The 15,976-nt window shown below is 35.3% G+C and carries 16 protein-coding genes; 11 read left to right on the top strand and 5 right to left on the bottom strand.

The window, feature by feature from the left end:
• Positions 1-34: 34 nt before the first annotated feature.
• Positions 35-859 carry a hypothetical protein gene (locus VCM44_RS08685; protein WP_334678577.1) on the bottom strand — a complete coding sequence of 275 codons (825 nt, stop codon included), beginning with the start codon at positions 857-859 and terminating at the stop codon, positions 35-37.
• A gap of 93 nt (positions 860-952) precedes the next feature.
• Between VCM44_RS08685 and VCM44_RS08680 the strand changes: the two genes are divergently transcribed.
• Positions 953-1,429: a GreA/GreB family elongation factor gene (locus VCM44_RS08680; RefSeq protein ID WP_334678576.1), complete on the top strand. Its 477-nt coding sequence runs from the start codon at positions 953-955 to the stop codon at positions 1,427-1,429.
• Between the two features lie 3 nt (positions 1,430-1,432).
• On the opposite strand, the gene VCM44_RS08675 is transcribed toward VCM44_RS08680, so the two are convergent.
• On the bottom strand, positions 1,433-2,164 hold the full coding sequence (locus tag VCM44_RS08675; protein WP_115362570.1) for an SOS response-associated peptidase family protein: 732 nt from the start codon (positions 2,162-2,164) through the stop codon (positions 1,433-1,435).
• Positions 2,165-2,221: 57 nt separating this feature from the next.
• Between VCM44_RS08675 and VCM44_RS08670 the strand changes: the two genes are divergently transcribed.
• Positions 2,222-2,497 carry an acylphosphatase gene (locus tag VCM44_RS08670; protein ID WP_115362572.1) on the top strand — a complete coding sequence of 92 codons (276 nt, stop codon included), beginning with the start codon at positions 2,222-2,224 and terminating at the stop codon, positions 2,495-2,497.
• An 81-nt stretch (positions 2,498-2,578) separates the two neighbouring features.
• Entirely contained in the window at positions 2,579-4,204 is a 1,626-nt protein-coding gene (locus VCM44_RS08665) for a S8 family serine peptidase (protein WP_334678575.1), read from the top strand.
• Here the strand turns inward: VCM44_RS08665 and VCM44_RS08660 are convergent.
• Positions 4,185-6,551: a hypothetical protein gene (locus VCM44_RS08660; protein ID WP_334678574.1), complete on the bottom strand. Its 2,367-nt coding sequence runs from the start codon at positions 6,549-6,551 to the stop codon at positions 4,185-4,187. The genes VCM44_RS08665 and VCM44_RS08660 overlap by 20 nt on opposite strands.
• Positions 6,548-7,009: a hypothetical protein gene (locus VCM44_RS08655; protein ID WP_334678573.1), complete on the bottom strand. Its 462-nt coding sequence runs from the start codon at positions 7,007-7,009 to the stop codon at positions 6,548-6,550. The genes VCM44_RS08660 and VCM44_RS08655 overlap by 4 nt, the downstream gene beginning before the upstream one ends.
• An 82-nt stretch (positions 7,010-7,091) precedes the next feature.
• On the opposite strand from VCM44_RS08655, the gene VCM44_RS08650 reads away from it, so the two are divergent.
• The 7 genes from VCM44_RS08650 (at position 7,092) to VCM44_RS08620 (ending at position 13,189) form a co-directional block, all read left to right on the top strand.
• On the top strand, positions 7,092-8,450 hold the full coding sequence (locus VCM44_RS08650) for a hypothetical protein (RefSeq protein WP_334678572.1): 1,359 nt from the start codon (positions 7,092-7,094) through the stop codon (positions 8,448-8,450).
• Positions 8,451-8,592: 142 nt separating this feature from the next.
• A complete protein-coding gene (locus VCM44_RS08645; RefSeq protein ID WP_115362581.1) occupies positions 8,593-9,042 on the top strand; it encodes a hypothetical protein in 450 nt (149 codons plus the stop codon).
• A 107-nt stretch (positions 9,043-9,149) separates the two neighbouring features.
• Positions 9,150-10,142 carry an extracellular catalytic domain type 2 short-chain-length polyhydroxyalkanoate depolymerase gene (locus tag VCM44_RS08640; RefSeq protein ID WP_334678571.1) on the top strand — a complete coding sequence of 331 codons (993 nt, stop codon included), beginning with the start codon at positions 9,150-9,152 and terminating at the stop codon, positions 10,140-10,142.
• Positions 10,143-10,220: 78 nt separating this feature from the next.
• Positions 10,221-10,814, top strand: coding sequence for a hypothetical protein (locus VCM44_RS08635; RefSeq protein WP_334678570.1), 594 nt, complete (start codon positions 10,221-10,223; stop codon positions 10,812-10,814).
• Between the two features lie 99 nt (positions 10,815-10,913).
• Positions 10,914-11,576: a hypothetical protein gene (locus VCM44_RS08630; RefSeq protein ID WP_334678569.1), complete on the top strand. Its 663-nt coding sequence runs from the start codon at positions 10,914-10,916 to the stop codon at positions 11,574-11,576.
• 84 nt (positions 11,577-11,660) lie between these two features.
• Positions 11,661-11,849: a hypothetical protein gene (locus VCM44_RS08625; protein ID WP_115362590.1), complete on the top strand. Its 189-nt coding sequence runs from the start codon at positions 11,661-11,663 to the stop codon at positions 11,847-11,849.
• Positions 11,849-13,189: a cytochrome P450 gene (locus VCM44_RS08620; protein ID WP_334678568.1), complete on the top strand. Its 1,341-nt coding sequence runs from the start codon at positions 11,849-11,851 to the stop codon at positions 13,187-13,189. Before VCM44_RS08625 ends, VCM44_RS08620 begins: the two co-directional genes overlap by 1 nt.
• Here the strand turns inward: VCM44_RS08620 and VCM44_RS08615 are convergent.
• Positions 13,186-14,214: a DUF4056 domain-containing protein gene (locus tag VCM44_RS08615; protein ID WP_334678567.1), complete on the bottom strand. Its 1,029-nt coding sequence runs from the start codon at positions 14,212-14,214 to the stop codon at positions 13,186-13,188. The genes VCM44_RS08620 and VCM44_RS08615 overlap by 4 nt on opposite strands.
• 103 nt (positions 14,215-14,317) lie before the next feature.
• On the opposite strand from VCM44_RS08615, the gene VCM44_RS08610 reads away from it, so the two are divergent.
• Positions 14,318-15,916, top strand: coding sequence for a hypothetical protein (locus VCM44_RS08610; RefSeq protein ID WP_334678566.1), 1,599 nt, complete (start codon positions 14,318-14,320; stop codon positions 15,914-15,916).
• The last annotated feature ends 60 nt before the right edge of the window (positions 15,917-15,976 follow it).

Below are 15,976 nucleotides of genomic sequence, written 5' to 3'. Positions count from 1 at the left end.
TTTATTCACTTAACATTTTCTTAAGTAAAAGTGTCTAAGTGTCTGTATTTGCAAACCAACAAGGAAGCCTCTTGGAAAGGACATTTTCGCCAATTTTTCCACTTTCATAAGGCATTAAGGCACTATTAACGATAATATCCATACGACATTGCATACTAGGATAACTATCTTTTGTCTCTTTCACCACGAGGTTATCAGGCGTATGAAATTGAGGAAGTACATCGTTATTTACATAATTGATGGCCAAGGTGAAATCACGAGCAACTTGCATTGTCTCAAAACAAAGTCTTTTATTTAATTTATCTTCTAGAAACTTTTCTTCACAAAGAGATGCGGCATATGGATTAAGCTCTAGAGGTGCATCGAAGTATTTAGGATACTTGGTGACAAATTTCTTATAACAACTATTGGCCGCAAAGAAGTCTGATTGGCCTTCCGTACTCATATGTTGCATTCCCTTAATTTTAATGCGGGGATATTCTCCTAGTAAATGCCCAACCTCATGACATGCTGTAAAGACAAAGGCCCTTTTGGTCATATCAGGCAGTCTTGCAAAGCCACCCCAGAAGTTTACTTGATAAGTGTTATTCTTTTCTTCGTATTTGGCCCACGCACTAAAATAAGGAGTCTCCCAATCTAGTGTTGCAATAACCATCGTCCGCCCTTGGCGACGAGCTTCTGTTTGATATAGTTGAGTGACTGTACTTGCTATGAAGTAAAAGTCTTGTTGCTTTATCTCCGAGCCCAAATCCTCATGAGCTAGTATCTGATATTCATGAGAATTTCGTTCTTTGCTCTTTATTGAGGCATCAGAGAACGAGGAAACCAGAAGAATTGATAAGAGAATGATAAACTTCATACCTGCCTTATACTTTCAATCTTTACCAAGGCATAAATAATTGAAAATAATACAGTCTTTTTAATATGATAAATATTGGATAATATGTTGGGTATGAAAAAAGAAACAGTAGCACAGGCCTTACTAGGTCATTTAAAAGATGAGTTTGAAAAGGCTCAAGAAGTTTATGAAAACTCACGTGGAGCTTCGCAAGAAGCTGATATGGCCCAAGAAGGTAAGTATGATACTCGCGCCATTGAGGCCGGTTATTTAGCAGGAGCCTTAAAAAAGCGTGTCGATGAGCTTGAAATTGACGTTAAAATGATTGAGGAGCTAATAGAAGAGCTTCCTCAAGGCAAGAAGGTTCAGATAGGCTCTCTCGTTGAGTTAAAATTTAATAATCAAACTCGTCATTATTTCATTACACCAACGGCAGGTGGAACTATGTTAAATGTTGACGGTAATGGACTTCTTGTTATCTCGGTTTTTTCTCCGATTGGAAACGAAGTTCTTGATCTTGAAGCTGGGGATATTTTTGATGTTGAAACGGGTGATATTACCCGAGAATACGAAGTCGTCTCTGTAAATTAATCTTTAACTTGGCCATTCATAGCTAAACTTTTCGTTTTCTTGAGCGGCCAAGATCTCATATGCATCACTTGGGTTTAAGTCTCTTGGATTTAGCCAATCATCTATATATTCATGATTTAGAAATATAGGACAACGATCGTGTCCCATTATTTCAACTTCATTTGGTGGATCTGTTGTAATTATAGCAAAGGACTTAAATTTAACACTTCCATCTGTAGACTGCCATTCATCCCACAAGCATGGCGCCCACATGAATTCATTATTTGTTGGCTTGAACTTTATTAGAGTTTTCTTATTATCTTTTAATACCCACTCATAGAAAGCATCAAAACAAACAATGCCATGATTTCTCATAAATAGAGGAGACCAAGTCTTTCTCTTTTCAAGTGAGTCGACTCTGGCGTTAAAGACATTAAATTTAGTTGGGATCTCTTCTGAAGAACCATTTGGCCTTATACGGTAGCGCATAGGAGAGATTAATCGCTTCTTTTCTTGTGCCGTTATAACACTTGTAAAATAATTCGGGTAGATGCGACCAAGTTCATCTGGGCCCTTAAAGTAGCTTCCACTTGGTTTTCGTTTTAAGTTTAATTGTTTCTTAATTTCATCTGCCCCAAGCTTTGATTCAAGCTCTTGCATGGCCTTAAATTGGTTGTAGGATAAGCGATCAAAATCCGCATTCATCGTCGATGAAACTCTTTTTAAGTCACTTGCCGCTTGGATAGAAAAACACATAGATAAACTTTAACATATTTAAATTATTCGTCGAAGTGGATATGATATACTTTGTTCATGATAAATAGAAGATATAGAATTGAAGGTAAGGTTCAAGGGGTATTCTTTCGAAAAAGTACTCTTGAATATGTTAACCACCATACGCCTAATATTACTGGTTATGTTAAAAACCTTAAGGATGGCAGTGTTGAAGTTTTGGCCTGTGGTGATCTCGAGGATATTAATAATTTAGAAGCTTTCCTAAAAGAAGGCCCTGAGACTGCAGAGGTTGAGAAAGTAACATTGATTGAACAGCCAGCTGTTGCAAATTTCAAAGACTTCCAAGTTGGCTGAGAAAGCTGTCTAAAAATTTATCTTCCACAGTAATCTCTACAATCAAATAGCATGAATCTCTGATAATGCTATAAAGCATATATGAAAAAATGCTTATTTCCCCTTGTTGTCTTATTTAATATCAATACATTAGCTGTTGAGTGCCCAAGTCCAAAAGAAGTTATTGATGGTAGCTGGAAAACGATCTATCAATGCAATAATGGATCTCTTATTTCTTCTTATGAAATATATATGAAAACTGGCGCCCGTACAGGTCAGAAAACCTATGATGAATTGGGCAGAGAGACATCAAGTGATTCATGGAGTACAGATGGAATATATACATATCATTCGACTCATAATTATTTAGAAAATGGAAATTTTGTAAAATCAGTTTATGTAATTGAAGATGATAAAGTCACAAATAAAATAAAAGAAAAAGCTGAATACACTGGTGATTCACAAGATCCAACTTTAGTTAAGGACTGGGTCATAACTCAATCCTCATATCGCCAACAGGGAATAAGACACTATCGTGAACTCGAATATAAGCCGTATCGTATCGATGTTTTAAATAAACAGGGTGAAGTAACAAAGTATTATGAAGTCGTTTATAATATGAAAGCGCCCCTTGCTAATCTAGTAAGTGAGTTTAAGGCATATACACCTAATGGCAATCTTGTTGGAAGTTACCGAGAAGATGGAGAGTTTAGTGTTGCAAAGCAATTAAAGAAGTTCAATTTATCAAAGAATGAATACGAAAGAAGATTAAACGTATTTAATGATAAGACTCGTGAGCCAGTCGTTATTATTGATACAGGCTTTGATATTATGCACCCTTCTTTAACTCATAAATTATATAATTCACCATATGATATTGTTGGGGATGGCGTTGATAATGATGGCAACGGAAGAGTTGACGATTCATGGGGATGGCAAAGGCAAGACGATGCAGGCCTAAGCCTTTTACGTGATGATAATAATATTAGAGAAACACATTCTCTTGTTCATACTCCATATCCTGTATCTCATGGTACACATGTTGCGGCCCTTGCATTAAAGGATCTCGATAATTACGGACTAGTGGGATTTGCAGGTGATGTGGCAATTAGCGATCATTTGCAAAAGGCCGGTGAGTATATAACAGATAAGAATGTTAAATTCGTAAATATGAGCTTTGCTATAGGCTTTCCTGGTGCACCAATGTCTGCACCTCGTGATTCATTTCATTTCCTAGAGAAAATCTTTGTCGATAACCCTGAGACGTTATTCGTTGTTGCAGCTGGAAATGGACGAGGAAGTCTTGATTTAGATTTAAAAGGTAATGATAATTATCCAGCAAGTTATGATTATGAAAATATGATCAAGGTTGGAGCGTTAAATACTTCTAAATTAGAAAAAGATAAAATGGACAGCTATAAACCAGCAAGCTTTTCAAAGTATGGTAAAACAAAAGTTCAAATATTTGCTCCTGGCCAAGGTGTTGTATCAGCGCAATCTGGTGGCGGTACAATACCGTTAAATGGAACTTCTATGGCCGCTCCTTTTGTGACAAATATTCTTTTAAAGGCCCATCAATTAAACCCAAGCCTTTCACCACTAGAGCTTAAAGAGTTGTTATTAAAAACGGCCTACATACCAAAGAGTGGAAAACTTCCATGTGAAAGTGGTGGGATTGTTAATCCCGATGCTTTCTATAAGGCCGTCCTTAAGGCGCGCGACCTTTAGATATTTGAGCAATTTGGCGTGATAGCTCTTTGATTTGTGCAATCTTTAGATCATTTATGTCACCTGAGGCAATGAGTTCTCTTAATTCTTTTGCCTTAGGTTCAAGCTTATTTAATAAATCTCGTCGTTTTTCATTTTTTTCTTTCACATGGCCAAAAATCGTCTTTAGCTCTTGGCGAAGACCATTAAAATCATTTTTCGCCTTTGCTGCAATTGTCTGATTTATAAATCGATTAAGTACCTGTAGTGATTCTGGCGATACCATTGGTATGGTATGATTGACATCAGCATCTTTTACAATAACTGAGTAGTAGCCATTATTATCTTTTATTGCGGAAATAGCACTGTCGTTACCAATTTGAACTGTAAAACCTTTATTTTTTTCAGGAAATTTTAATGGAGCACTCTCAATATCAAATGCCATATTCATATTTAGAGAATCGTTTTGCGCGCGAAATCCTCTTGTGATACTTGAGATCACATTCGTTTTTCCTGATATCTGCTTAAGTGCCGATTCGGGGTCTGCATTACGAGTTATACTTCTTGCTACATGATAGATATCTTGTGAATGATTATAAACTTCTTCCATCGAAAAATAATTTGAATATGCCTTACCATCATGTAACTTTCCATCTTCCTTGCTATGTTTTACACGAAGATCATAAACAGACTCTCTACCTTTTGAACGGTTATACTCAAATTTTGCATGTCTGAATTCATGCGGAACAGTGTTTTGATGGTGACCTTGTAAAAGTTCATCTAGGTTTGAAAAATTGAATGATACGGCCCTTGTTCCTCTATTTGATTGTCCAGCGGCTCCAACATATGTATCAGGGTAGAATAGGATTTTTTGTCTAAAGTCATCATTTCTAAAACGTTGAAGCTTTAAAACACCTGGATGATTGCGATCTGCTGCATATTGATTAAATTGAAGGGCCTTTGTTCTTATTTCGCGCTCTTGCTTTGTTTTCTCATCTTTAACTTTTCTCTTTAAAGTAATTACTCTTACTGCAAAACCTTCTTCATTTAATTTAGAAGCAAGATCTTCAATTTCTTTATCTCCAGGACTTTTCATCGCTCTTTGCAAATATGGAGTCGTAGGTAATGACTGTCTTTTCTCATTACCGATTTTTAAAAGTGCACTTTGTAGGCCTTTTGCAGATAAGAACATATTTTCAGGGCCTTTTTCACTTCGATAAAGAACTTTCTTCATTCTCATCATTGCTTCAGGTGCGATGATTAAGTTACTTAGCTTCGATTCTTCAAGTAGCTTTAATAATTGCTTAGCGGCAGGAGTACTTGATTTTAAAAGGTCATCTTTTGTAACCACTAGTCTATCTGAGTTTTTTCCATCAATAGTGATCGTGTCTTTTCGAGTTGGTATACCAAGCTTTCTTGTCACACCTTCAATTACGGAAACAGCATTATTTGAGAGTCGATTAATATCTTTTGGATTCTGCTCAACACGTCGAGCATATGTTAGTTCAAGACGAGAGAGTAGATTTGCCTCATGCTTAAAAGGCATTGTCGTATTGGCCGTTTCTTCATCATAATTATTAAATTCTGATTTATTATCGTCTAATTCATTTTTTGATAATAGCGTACTATCTAGTTCTTCATTATGAGCATTATTCGATCTTTTTGATATTGAAGAAATCGTTCTTCCTCGATTAATAAGAAATTTTGCAACCTTGGCCATAACGATAGCAGGCGGTATTAAAACGGAGCCTGCAAATTGGCAAAGGGCCTGTGTTCTTGCAGCAGGGTTTAAACATGCGTAATTTTCTTGCATAGAAAAATACATTTCTTCTAGCATATTATAAATGACTTTTCCCATTGTGCCGGAGAAGTGTTTAGCGGCATTCATATAGTGAATTGGTCCCCAGCCATCTGTTTCACTTAAAGAGCGAGACCATTCCATAGCAAGAAAATGCTTTGCACTTTCCATTGTATTAACAAGTTCTTCATTTTTTTCTTGTCTTGTTTCAGAGTCAATAGCGTATTCAATAACAGAGCCGATAAACTTCATGAATTCAACAGCAGATCCCCATAGACCTTTTAAGCATGAGATAAATTCAACCCCTGCATTTGTGTCTACAATTAAACTAGGGTCACATTGCCTTTTTCTTTCTGCCTCTATATTTTCACATGCAGGGGAGCTTGTAACGATCTCACAAAGTGCTCTTTCGTTAGTTTGGTCAAGTATATCAAGGTCACCAAATTCAAGACAGCGAGTTTCAATTACATTTAGGTCTAGCTCATAGTTACTTGTAGGAACAAAGGCGAGTGTTGATTGCGCCAATAGAGCTATAATTAAAGAGGATACAATAGTGAGTTTGATTCTCATTTATTTGACTCCTCAATATAATTTAGCTTTTTCTTGAAATCGTTAATATCTTTTTTGGTTAGTTTTTTTTGAGATGTAATCATCGTAATGATGGACTTATTCTTTGATAAGATGTGAATCTCTTTAAAGAATGTTTTCACACTTCTTGAATTAAGATAGCTTCCATTATTATCAATTCTAATTTCATCTTTACCCTTTTGAAACTTAAGGGATGATGTTTGAAAGTTTGAGAAATCTGCATATTTTAAAATCTTATTTCTACGTGCAAGATATTCTTGAACTTTTTCTTTGTTGTAGTTTTCTAGCTTATTTTTATTATTTTTGACTTCAACGCTTATTCGTTTTGATCCATTTTTCCAAATATCAATATTGTCAAAAGAGAGGTCTTTAACCCAACTGCTATTTGCATATAGTTGAAATTGAAAAAGTATAAATATCTTTATTAGTAAAAATCTCATAACCATATGAAATTTATCGGCTTTTTATTAAGAAAAATTTAATTTTCTAGACGCAGACTTGATGCCGATATATTCTATTGATATGAGTCAGGCCATCAAAAAGGTTTCAAGTTCTATTCGTAGTATTTTCAAGCCTTTATCGCTATTTATCGTTGTTATTTCCTATTTATTAATAGGTCAAGCTGTTGAATATCTCTATGGCCCCAAAGTATCGCAGTCTCTTGTGCTAAGTGGACCTTTTTATTTGTTCTTACTTACTGCAGTAAGCTTATCCTTATTATTAAATTTAATTAGAAAACTTATAAGAAAAGAATTTTCTTGGCCTAGTTTACTTGTACATATTGGACTAATTGGATTGTTCACAGTCAGTTCTATCTCAAATATTGAAGGTCCATATAAGAATATTCAAGCAAGCTTAAAACTTAAAACTGGTGAATCTACTAACGAAGCGAAGCTTGAAAAATTTGAAATCTCCATTCTAAATAGAAATACAAAAGAGAAAGTCTTTGTCGATATTAATTACTCCCTTCGCCCACAAGGCTTAAATCTTGATTTTGGGCCGACATATCTACTGACTTATCTTCCATTTAGTCAAAGGACCTATAATCTACGTGATGCCCAGGGAGAGGTTAGTGCCATTATTGAAGTCCTAGATAAGAAGTCTAGAGAAACTAAGAAACATCTACTTTCAACAAATAATTATGATTATGAGAACTTCTTTGTTTCAAATAATCGAGAGATCTTTCTTTATAATCAAGAGAAGTTAAATTGTTTATTGAACCTAAGTAATATTAATCCTTCATGTATTGTTATGCTAAGGAGGCGATCATTAAATGATCTAAAGAATGATTTATGCAAAGAGGGCAATTATCTTATCACTAAAAGTGGATTCATCTCTCTTGCCGATTCATGTCGATTAAATGAAGTAATGGATCGCTTAATTATCGATGATAAGATTGTCTCCCTTGTTAAGTATTATACTGACAAGCAGCTAGAAGAGGATTATCACTATAAACGAGACCTTGGCCTTGATAGGACTGATGTTATTAAATATATCGAAAAGCAAAGTCCAAAGCATGTACGTTTTATTAAACCAGGTCAAGATCAAGAGATCATTGATGTGGCCGGCGATTTTCACGATATGAGCTTTCAATATAAAAGCTATAAACTACCTTTTAACATTAATCTCCAAGAGCTAAGTGGTAACAAAGCGAAATTTATATTAAATGGGAAGGAATATACTTTAGAAAAAGGTGATCTGGTAGAGACTCTAGACTATTATATTAGATTAAATAAGCTGGACTCTAAGGCCCGCGAAGTTAAGGTGTCAGTTTTTAGAGATCAGCTAAGATCCACAAAAACAACGTTCTTTTTAATCTTTTGCCTAGGTTTGATCCTCTTTACATTTTCTTTCACAAGAGAGCACATGACATCGAAATGAGTTATTGCAAAGATCTGATTTTCTTAATTTAGTACAACTCTATTTTTAACCTTTCTTAAACTGACCTCTTCAATTTCCCTCGATATAAGATTGTTCAATAAAATTACAACTTTTTTAACAATTGAGGATAAAGGGAGAATTTATGAAGAACTTAGTTTTAATTACATGTGCACTATTTTCACTAACGGCATTTGGAAAGATGCAACAATCAAGCGTTATCATCGATTCATTTGATACAGAGGATAAAGCTAAGGAATCGTGCTTAATGGCGGAAGTGGAATATGACGAACTTAAAGACATAAAGGTTGATGGCCTTGCTTTTGAATTTATTATTGCTCAAAGTAAAAAGAGCTGGGACTGTCGAGTAAGAGCAACTCTAGATAGTTATGACCAAGTATTAGCAAAAAAGACTCTTAAGCAGAAACTTACAACTGATTATGACAAGTCTTATACAGAATGTATGAAAATGAGAAATAGAATCATTAATACAACTCTAGGATACGTATTTGGTGATGTAGACTTCTATAAAGAAGGTGGATTCTTAAAGAAGAAAAAGCACGTATGTGAATTTAATTTTATCGTTGTTGAGTAATCAGCGCGCATAAAGGAAGACAGCGGTTTTGTGAGGAGACTGCTGTTTTCCTATAATTTTTCTAATTCCTTTTGCATTTCTTTAAATTTATTCTATAAATTCATTTAATGAAATATATCTCACTAATAATATTTACACTTCTCCAATATGGATTTGCCTCTAATAACCTGAATTTAGGTAAGAATGTTACCGTTTCTGGTATCTCTTCAGGTGGCTACTTTGCCCATCAATTTCATATAATCAATAGTGGATTTGTAAATGGTGCAGCTATCTTTGCAGCTGGCCCTTTTTATTGTGCTAGAGGAAATGCAATTACAGCAATGAAAACCTGTATGGAAGGTAAACTTGTTAGTGGTACTTCTTTATTTTCATACCAATATATAAATACTCTCCAGTTTAGTGGGCTCATTGATCCTACCTTTAATCTTAAGGATGACAAGGTTTTCTTATTCTCTGGAGTTCTAGATAAAGTGGTTCATCAAGAAGTGACAAATGAGTTAAATAGTCTCTATGAATTACTAGGTGTTAAAGAGCTTAAATACGTAAAGGATCTTCAGGTTGCTCACACGCTTCCAACTTTAGACCAAGGTGGAGAATGTACTAAATCGCAGACGCCTTTTATCGGAAATTGTAATTACAATGGTGCGCTAGAATCACTACGTACTCTTTATCCAGATAGACGAAAAGAAAATAATGTCTTAGGCGGTACACTTACTAAAGTTAGTCAGCGAAAATTCTTCTCTTCTTTTGACATTGGACTATATAGGCCACTTCTTATGGAAGATGCATACTTGTATATCCCAAAGTATTGTAAAGATCATCAATGTGAACTTCATATTGCCTTTCACGGTTGTAAGCAATCGCTAGATGATATTGGAACTGACTATATTGATAAGTCTGGTTTTATAGAAGCCTCTGAAGAGCTTGGACTTATCGTTCTTTTCCCTCAGGCCAAAAAGTCATTATCAGACTTTCAAAATCCTAACTCGTGCTGGGACTGGTGGGGATATTCAGGTATGGATTACTCTGTTCGCACTGGCCAGCAAGTACGTATTATTACTGATATGGTCAAAGACCTGCTCAATAAAGATATGCAATAATTACATAAATTCTATTAATACCTTGTCTGCTTGTTTCACCATGGTAAATCCTATTAACTACAAAATAGGAGTATCCCCATGAAGACACTAGTAGCAGTATTTGCTATCTTTCTAGCTTTTGGCACGCAAGCGGCTGATTATTCAGTTAATTTTAAGCAACTTTCAACTTATTCAAATGATTATAAAATTGCAAAAATTAAAGAAGCGCGTTTTCAAGTGATGGCAACAAGTAAAGGTGGAATCCTTCGTTATTGTTATAAGGATTATGAGTCAAACTTCCCATACGCTCCGCAGAAGAATCCATATTTCATAAGCCAAAATATTACTCTAGAGACGCAGGGAACAGTAGTTAATTTTGGCAAATTAATCCCTTTGTTTAATAAGTTTAAGGATGAGTTACAGGATGATTTAAAGCTAGGATGTGGTACAAACGCATACTTATCTGGCCTTGTAATTTCAGAGCTTGAGGATGGATCAGAAGCTCGATCTGATTTTACTATTTATTTTAAGAACAATAAAGTTACAATGGCGGCCAGTGCTTATCATATTGAGTTAGAAGCCGGAAAGACTGCAATAATTGATCTTATTCCAAGTGCTTTTTACGCTCAAAGTTGGCAAAGACGCTGGAGCGATCTTGATCCTGCTGTTGGAAATCCACAATCAAATTACTAAATAATCAAGGCCTCTTAAATATAGAGGCCTCTTTGTTCCGATACCTTTTTCATACATACTTGTAACAATTGGCACATGTGGTAAACATACCTAATTGATATGATCATAAGAGCTCTTATTCTATATTTACTGTGCTTTCTAGCATCAAACTCATATTCTAATACAGATGACAGGGATCTCTCTATTAATTTCGAATACTACGAAACCTTTGTTAACCGCTATCATATTAAGGAGATTATTGAGGCCAGAGGACAAATTGTTACAGTAACGAAAGATGGGCCTTTTACGAGATTCTCTAAAGAAAATTGTCATCAATCCTATTATAATCGCTTTGATAAGAATGAGCATTTTCGTCCATATACCTTAAAAAATAATTTCAGAATTTCGCTGGAAAGAAACACAAGTGTAAACCTAGGCTCAATTGCTGAAAAACTAGATAAGCATAGAAGTGTGCTTAAATCACTTATAAAAAGTAGCTGTAAAATAGATTCGTATATTACTGTACTATTAAAAGGTTTATTAAAGAATGGACATGAATTTCGATCTGATTTTACAATAATTCTTAAAAGGCTAAATAGAACTCATCCAGATCTATATCTATTAATTAAAGATAAGAGAGAAAAAATATCTTCAAATGATCTCAACCAGGCCATTCTTGGCCCGACTCTTCTAACTCGTGAGAATATGTGGAACGGTGTTTGGTTAGAGCTCGACCCATTGGCACCTCACTTGCAAATTAATACTCCATTACAACTTAATTAGCGCAATTCACTAGTGAAATTGCCCTAGACAGTGTTCATTTATTAGACAAATGATTGCTGCTTAGACGTATTTGGAGACTCTCTTATGAAGAAGACGTTATCGATTTTTGCTCTTGTGGGACTTATGCATATAAGTGCAAGTGCTGCTTTTTCAATTGCTGATCAAGCAATGGATAGTACTAAGTATGAACTCCCAAAAACGAAAGAGAAAGCTGGCCGAGATGTCGCAGACACCGGAAAGAAAGTTATTCGTGTAAAGGGGAGAGATAAGTAGTGACAAGAATCCCAAGCTTAAAGGCATATCCTATTATTGGAAGTATTGGAGAGTTAAACTTTAAAGAGTGTCTCTTTGAGCAACTAACAGATCGAACATATGATCTTGGGGACTCATTTCGTTTTAAATTATTCCATAAAGATGTCTTAGTTGTTTCTGAGCTTGAGAGCTTTAAAGAAGTTATTGTAAAGAAGAGAAATACATTCTTAAAGGGCAGCACTCTTAATGAAATAAAGCATATCAATAAAGGTAGGCCATCCATATTAGATGCTGATGGCGAAAGTTGGCAGAAGTTAAGATCAGAGTTAATCCAATTCTTCACACCGAAGATTCTTGAGGGACTATATTCAATAGCAAATAATAGACTTGAAAAACAACTTCCTCTATTTGGTGAGAAGGCCTGTGTAAGAGATGTAGAAGTTCTCATGGGAAAATTGGCCTTATCAATTACAAGTGAATTCTTTATCGAGCATGATTTTAAAATATCAAAAGAAGAAATAACTAATCCAAAAGCAGAATGTGACAGCTTTTATTATTTTCAAAAATTTCTCATTGCTGAATTAACTAAGAGAATGAATTATGGCCCATTGTGGAAGTATCTTCCAACAATTAGTAATTTACGTTTTTCCAAATTTATCAAAGAAGGAAAGGACTTTGTTAGACAAAAAGTTGAAAAAGGAACAGAGAATTATACCTTGATCACCTATCTCAAGGATCAATGGGTTGATACAGAGTCTATCATTGGTCAGATATATGGCCTTGTCGGCGCTTCATTTGAGTCTACAGCGGTTTCATTAACTTGGGCACTGTACTTTCTAGCGCAAAACCAAAAGCTTCAACAGGATTTGTATGAAGAACTTAAAAATTATGATTTAAAAGATACGAAATCCTTTATTGATAATGAATTACTTCAAACATATGTGGATGAAACTTTAAGGTTAAGGCCAGCATTTCCAATTCTTTTTAGAGAGGCCTGTGAAGATGCTCAAATTAACCAAGATGAGAAAGTTATCGATGTTAAAAAAGGTACGATCGTATTTACGTTATTAGGTAAGATCCTAAATAATAAGAAAGTATGGGGAAGTGACCATAATGAATTTAATCCACAACGATTCAATAATCTAACAAATGAACAGAAGAAGTCTTATATTCCTTACTCTACAGGTACTAGGACATGCCTTGGGCGTGAGATGGCAAATATTGAGGTCAAAATTATCTTGGCCCATCTCATAAAGAACTTCGTTGTCACACCAGCATGTGATCTAAGTCTAGTGAAGCCAAAACAGAAATTTGTTTTTAGTAGCGACCGAGCAATTGATTTAGAATTTACAAGACGTTAATACTGTAAAAGAGCATTTCTGTCGTAGTAATTTAAGATATCTCTTTCAACCGCTTCAATGAGTGTTTCGTAATCGCGCTCAATTATGATTTTGCCATCGATTGATCCGGCATCTTTTAGGATCTTTTTGGCCTGCTTAATCTTAGGTTTGATTTCAATAGATACGAGACCTTTGTTTTCACCAAAGAAATGTGCTTTGCGCTCTTGTGTCGACTGACAGCCTGATACACTATCGTTAGTTACAAGAAGAGGTGATAAGGTATCTGATTTCTTACCTATATTTGTTTGCTTATAGAGAAAGTATGTAAATATCGATCGTCTTTTATAGAACTCTCCTTTTACACTTTTTGTTATTTTCTTAGTAAGCTTCCTCGATACTCGCTCAAGTTCTCCATTTTCCTGATTTAACATCTTGTCTAGCTCAAAAGTCATGGCCTGGTCATAGCTTAGCTTCTTATTCTTTAAGGCCCTGCCTGCGGCTTCAATACCAATTAAGTGAGAATAGATATCCTCATATGAGAAACCTGACATTTTCTCAGCATTTTTAATCTTTAATGCAGACCATCCATACCAAGTCGTAAACTCATGCCAAGTAAGAATATTATGGGCCATATACTGGGCCGTTTCTATAATTTCATCTTCATTCAGATTTAAGTGTGGCAATTTTGCGATAATAGAGCTTGGCCCTTGTGCTTTTAGCGCCATTTCCTTTGAACCATTTTTAATGGCCTCTTTTATTTTACTCACGTAGAAAGCAGTATAGTCACTGCCGGTTCTTAAGTGAGCGATATCAATAAATCCACCACGACATGTGTATATTAATCCTCGGTCTTCTTCCTTCTTACTTTCGAGATAGCTGTGTTGACCAAGATCATCATCAGCTCTTGAGTAGATAAAGAAAGGAAAAGGAAGGGCCCCAATACGCATCTGAGGCTCTGTCTGGGCCTGCTCTTGTGTAAGGTCTAAACCAAAGGCCTGAGTTGATAATAGCGCGATAAAAATAGGATAGAGAATTCGGTTCTTCATAGCTTTTTCTACCATTTTCAAGGTCTTTTATGGGCAAAAGAGGAAATATTTATACTCTATGTTCATTTTCTATATAGGTGCCAAGCTATGCTAAAATGGAGTAATGAAGTTGATTATTCCTATATTTCTATGCCTCAGTGTTCTTGGTGCATCTCGTGTGGAGAAAAAAGTTGATATCAATGCCGATGGCAAAATCGACCGGATTGAAATCTATGAAGACAAAGATCTTATCGAAGTCAGAGAAGACAGAAATCAAGATGGGAAAATAGACGTTATTACAATAAATAAGAGTGCCACGTTTTCAAAGCAAGTACGTCAAGATACAAACTTTGATGGCAACTATGATCGTATTAAAACCTTTAAGAAAGTTAAAGAATCACCAAATAATAAGAATGCTGGAAAAATTCAAATAAGGACTCAGGTCGATAAGGATCATAACGGAAGCTATGAAATTGATTTTTATAATTATATAAATCCACTGCAACAAACAGATTCTAATCCTTGTCCTACACCAAGTCTCTGGGATCAAGGTGTTTTGGCCTTTGATATTCTTTCACGTGAAGTGAACACGATACTTAATGGTGGTTTTCTCATGACTGGCTTCGGTTATAAAGTCGAAGATGCTTGCTTAAAGAAATGGGGAGAGAATTTTCCAAGTCTTGTTAAGGAGACTATGGAACAAGGTATTCAATGCCTCGACAATCTTGCAAAGTCGAGTCAGAAGATAACGGGCTCATCGCGCCTATCTTATGATCTTAAAGAGCTTCTAAAAGAAGATAATGTCACAATATTATGTACTGATATGGACGATGATCCAGTATATTGGGAAGGTGTAATGGCACATGCCTCGGCCCATCCATCAACTAAGTCAAGTAAGGGTGTTAAGCATCCCTATATGTCGATAAATCCCTTTCAACCAAATACGAAGAAATCAAGCTCTAAAGCAGAATATGAAGCTGAGATAAGTGAATTAAAAAAGACACTATTTCACGAGCAGCTACATAATCTCGGTTTTTCTCATAATCAGGATATCGAATATAGTTTTGCCTGTGAGGACTGTTGTCTTTCTTATGAAGATGGCAATGATGAGTTTTTAAAAACAAAGCATGCTTGTAATGTATGTAAGGGTGATTATTCTAATAGAGGAGACTTAAACTATATACGTGACATGTATTCGTATGGAATAAATTCAAATAATATGGGCCTTGTAGAAAGTGCAACTTTCAATTACCTGAAAGAAAATCCAAATGAACCAATTGGTATGGCATATCTAACAAAAACACTTGCTGCTAATGGGAATGTTATTGGTAAGTATATTGCAACGGCCATGGAGAAAAAAGAATCCATAAGAAGTAATCCTGAGGCCAGGAAAATTGTGGCAGAAGTCAACAAAATGGAAACTTATGAGAACCCTGATGATATGGCCTCTCCTTTTATCGCAGCATCAATATATAAGCTCTATGTGGATCGTGATATAAGCAGCACTCTTTCTATCTTAGAGAAACATAAGAGCAAAATTAGCTCTGCCATAAAGAAATTAGGCCAGGATGAGGCAAACTCATATAAGGTCTATCAAATTAAGACATCCCTTTCAAATCTTATGCGCGACATTTATTATAATGATTACTTAATGTCAGATGCAGATAATAGCGTTATTCGTGCGCAATCTTTACAAAAGTACTTCACACAAGAAATTCCATAAATTCCATAGTCAGTTAACTTTCTTTACCAGCATTTTAGTTTTCTTAATTTTCTTCTATGT

The sequence above is a fragment of the Halobacteriovorax sp. DPLXC-1 genome, assembly GCF_036903125.1.
GTDB lineage: Bacteria > Bdellovibrionota > Bacteriovoracia > Bacteriovoracales > Bacteriovoracaceae > Halobacteriovorax_A > Halobacteriovorax_A vibrionivorans.
The sequence above is the reverse complement of the archived record's forward strand: the minus strand, read 5'-3'. Positions and strand labels throughout refer to the sequence as shown.

Coding starts and splice junctions, on each gene's coding strand:
- VCM44_RS08685 (WP_334678577.1), bottom strand. CDS start 859: ATGAAGTTTATCATTCTCTTATCAATTCTTCTGGTTTCCTCGTTCTCT.
- VCM44_RS08670 (WP_115362572.1), top strand. CDS start 2,222: ATGATAAATAGAAGATATAGAATTGAAGGTAAGGTTCAAGGGGTATTC.
- VCM44_RS08680 (WP_334678576.1), top strand. CDS start 953: ATGAAAAAAGAAACAGTAGCACAGGCCTTACTAGGTCATTTAAAAGAT.
- VCM44_RS08660 (WP_334678574.1), bottom strand. CDS start 6,551: ATGAGAATCAAACTCACTATTGTATCCTCTTTAATTATAGCTCTATTG.
- VCM44_RS08610 (WP_334678566.1), top strand. CDS start 14,318: ATGAAGTTGATTATTCCTATATTTCTATGCCTCAGTGTTCTTGGTGCA.
- VCM44_RS08645 (WP_115362581.1), top strand. CDS start 8,593: ATGAAGAACTTAGTTTTAATTACATGTGCACTATTTTCACTAACGGCA.
- VCM44_RS08615 (WP_334678567.1), bottom strand. CDS start 14,214: ATGAAGAACCGAATTCTCTATCCTATTTTTATCGCGCTATTATCAACT.
- VCM44_RS08625 (WP_115362590.1), top strand. CDS start 11,661: ATGAAGAAGACGTTATCGATTTTTGCTCTTGTGGGACTTATGCATATA.
- VCM44_RS08675 (WP_115362570.1), bottom strand. CDS start 2,164: ATGTGTTTTTCTATCCAAGCGGCAAGTGACTTAAAAAGAGTTTCATCG.
- VCM44_RS08655 (WP_334678573.1), bottom strand. CDS start 7,009: ATGAGATTTTTACTAATAAAGATATTTATACTTTTTCAATTTCAACTA.
- VCM44_RS08665 (WP_334678575.1), top strand. CDS start 2,579: ATGAAAAAATGCTTATTTCCCCTTGTTGTCTTATTTAATATCAATACA.
- VCM44_RS08635 (WP_334678570.1), top strand. CDS start 10,221: ATGAAGACACTAGTAGCAGTATTTGCTATCTTTCTAGCTTTTGGCACG.
- VCM44_RS08630 (WP_334678569.1), top strand. CDS start 10,914: ATGATCATAAGAGCTCTTATTCTATATTTACTGTGCTTTCTAGCATCA.
- VCM44_RS08650 (WP_334678572.1), top strand. CDS start 7,092: ATGAGTCAGGCCATCAAAAAGGTTTCAAGTTCTATTCGTAGTATTTTC.
- VCM44_RS08640 (WP_334678571.1), top strand. CDS start 9,150: ATGAAATATATCTCACTAATAATATTTACACTTCTCCAATATGGATTT.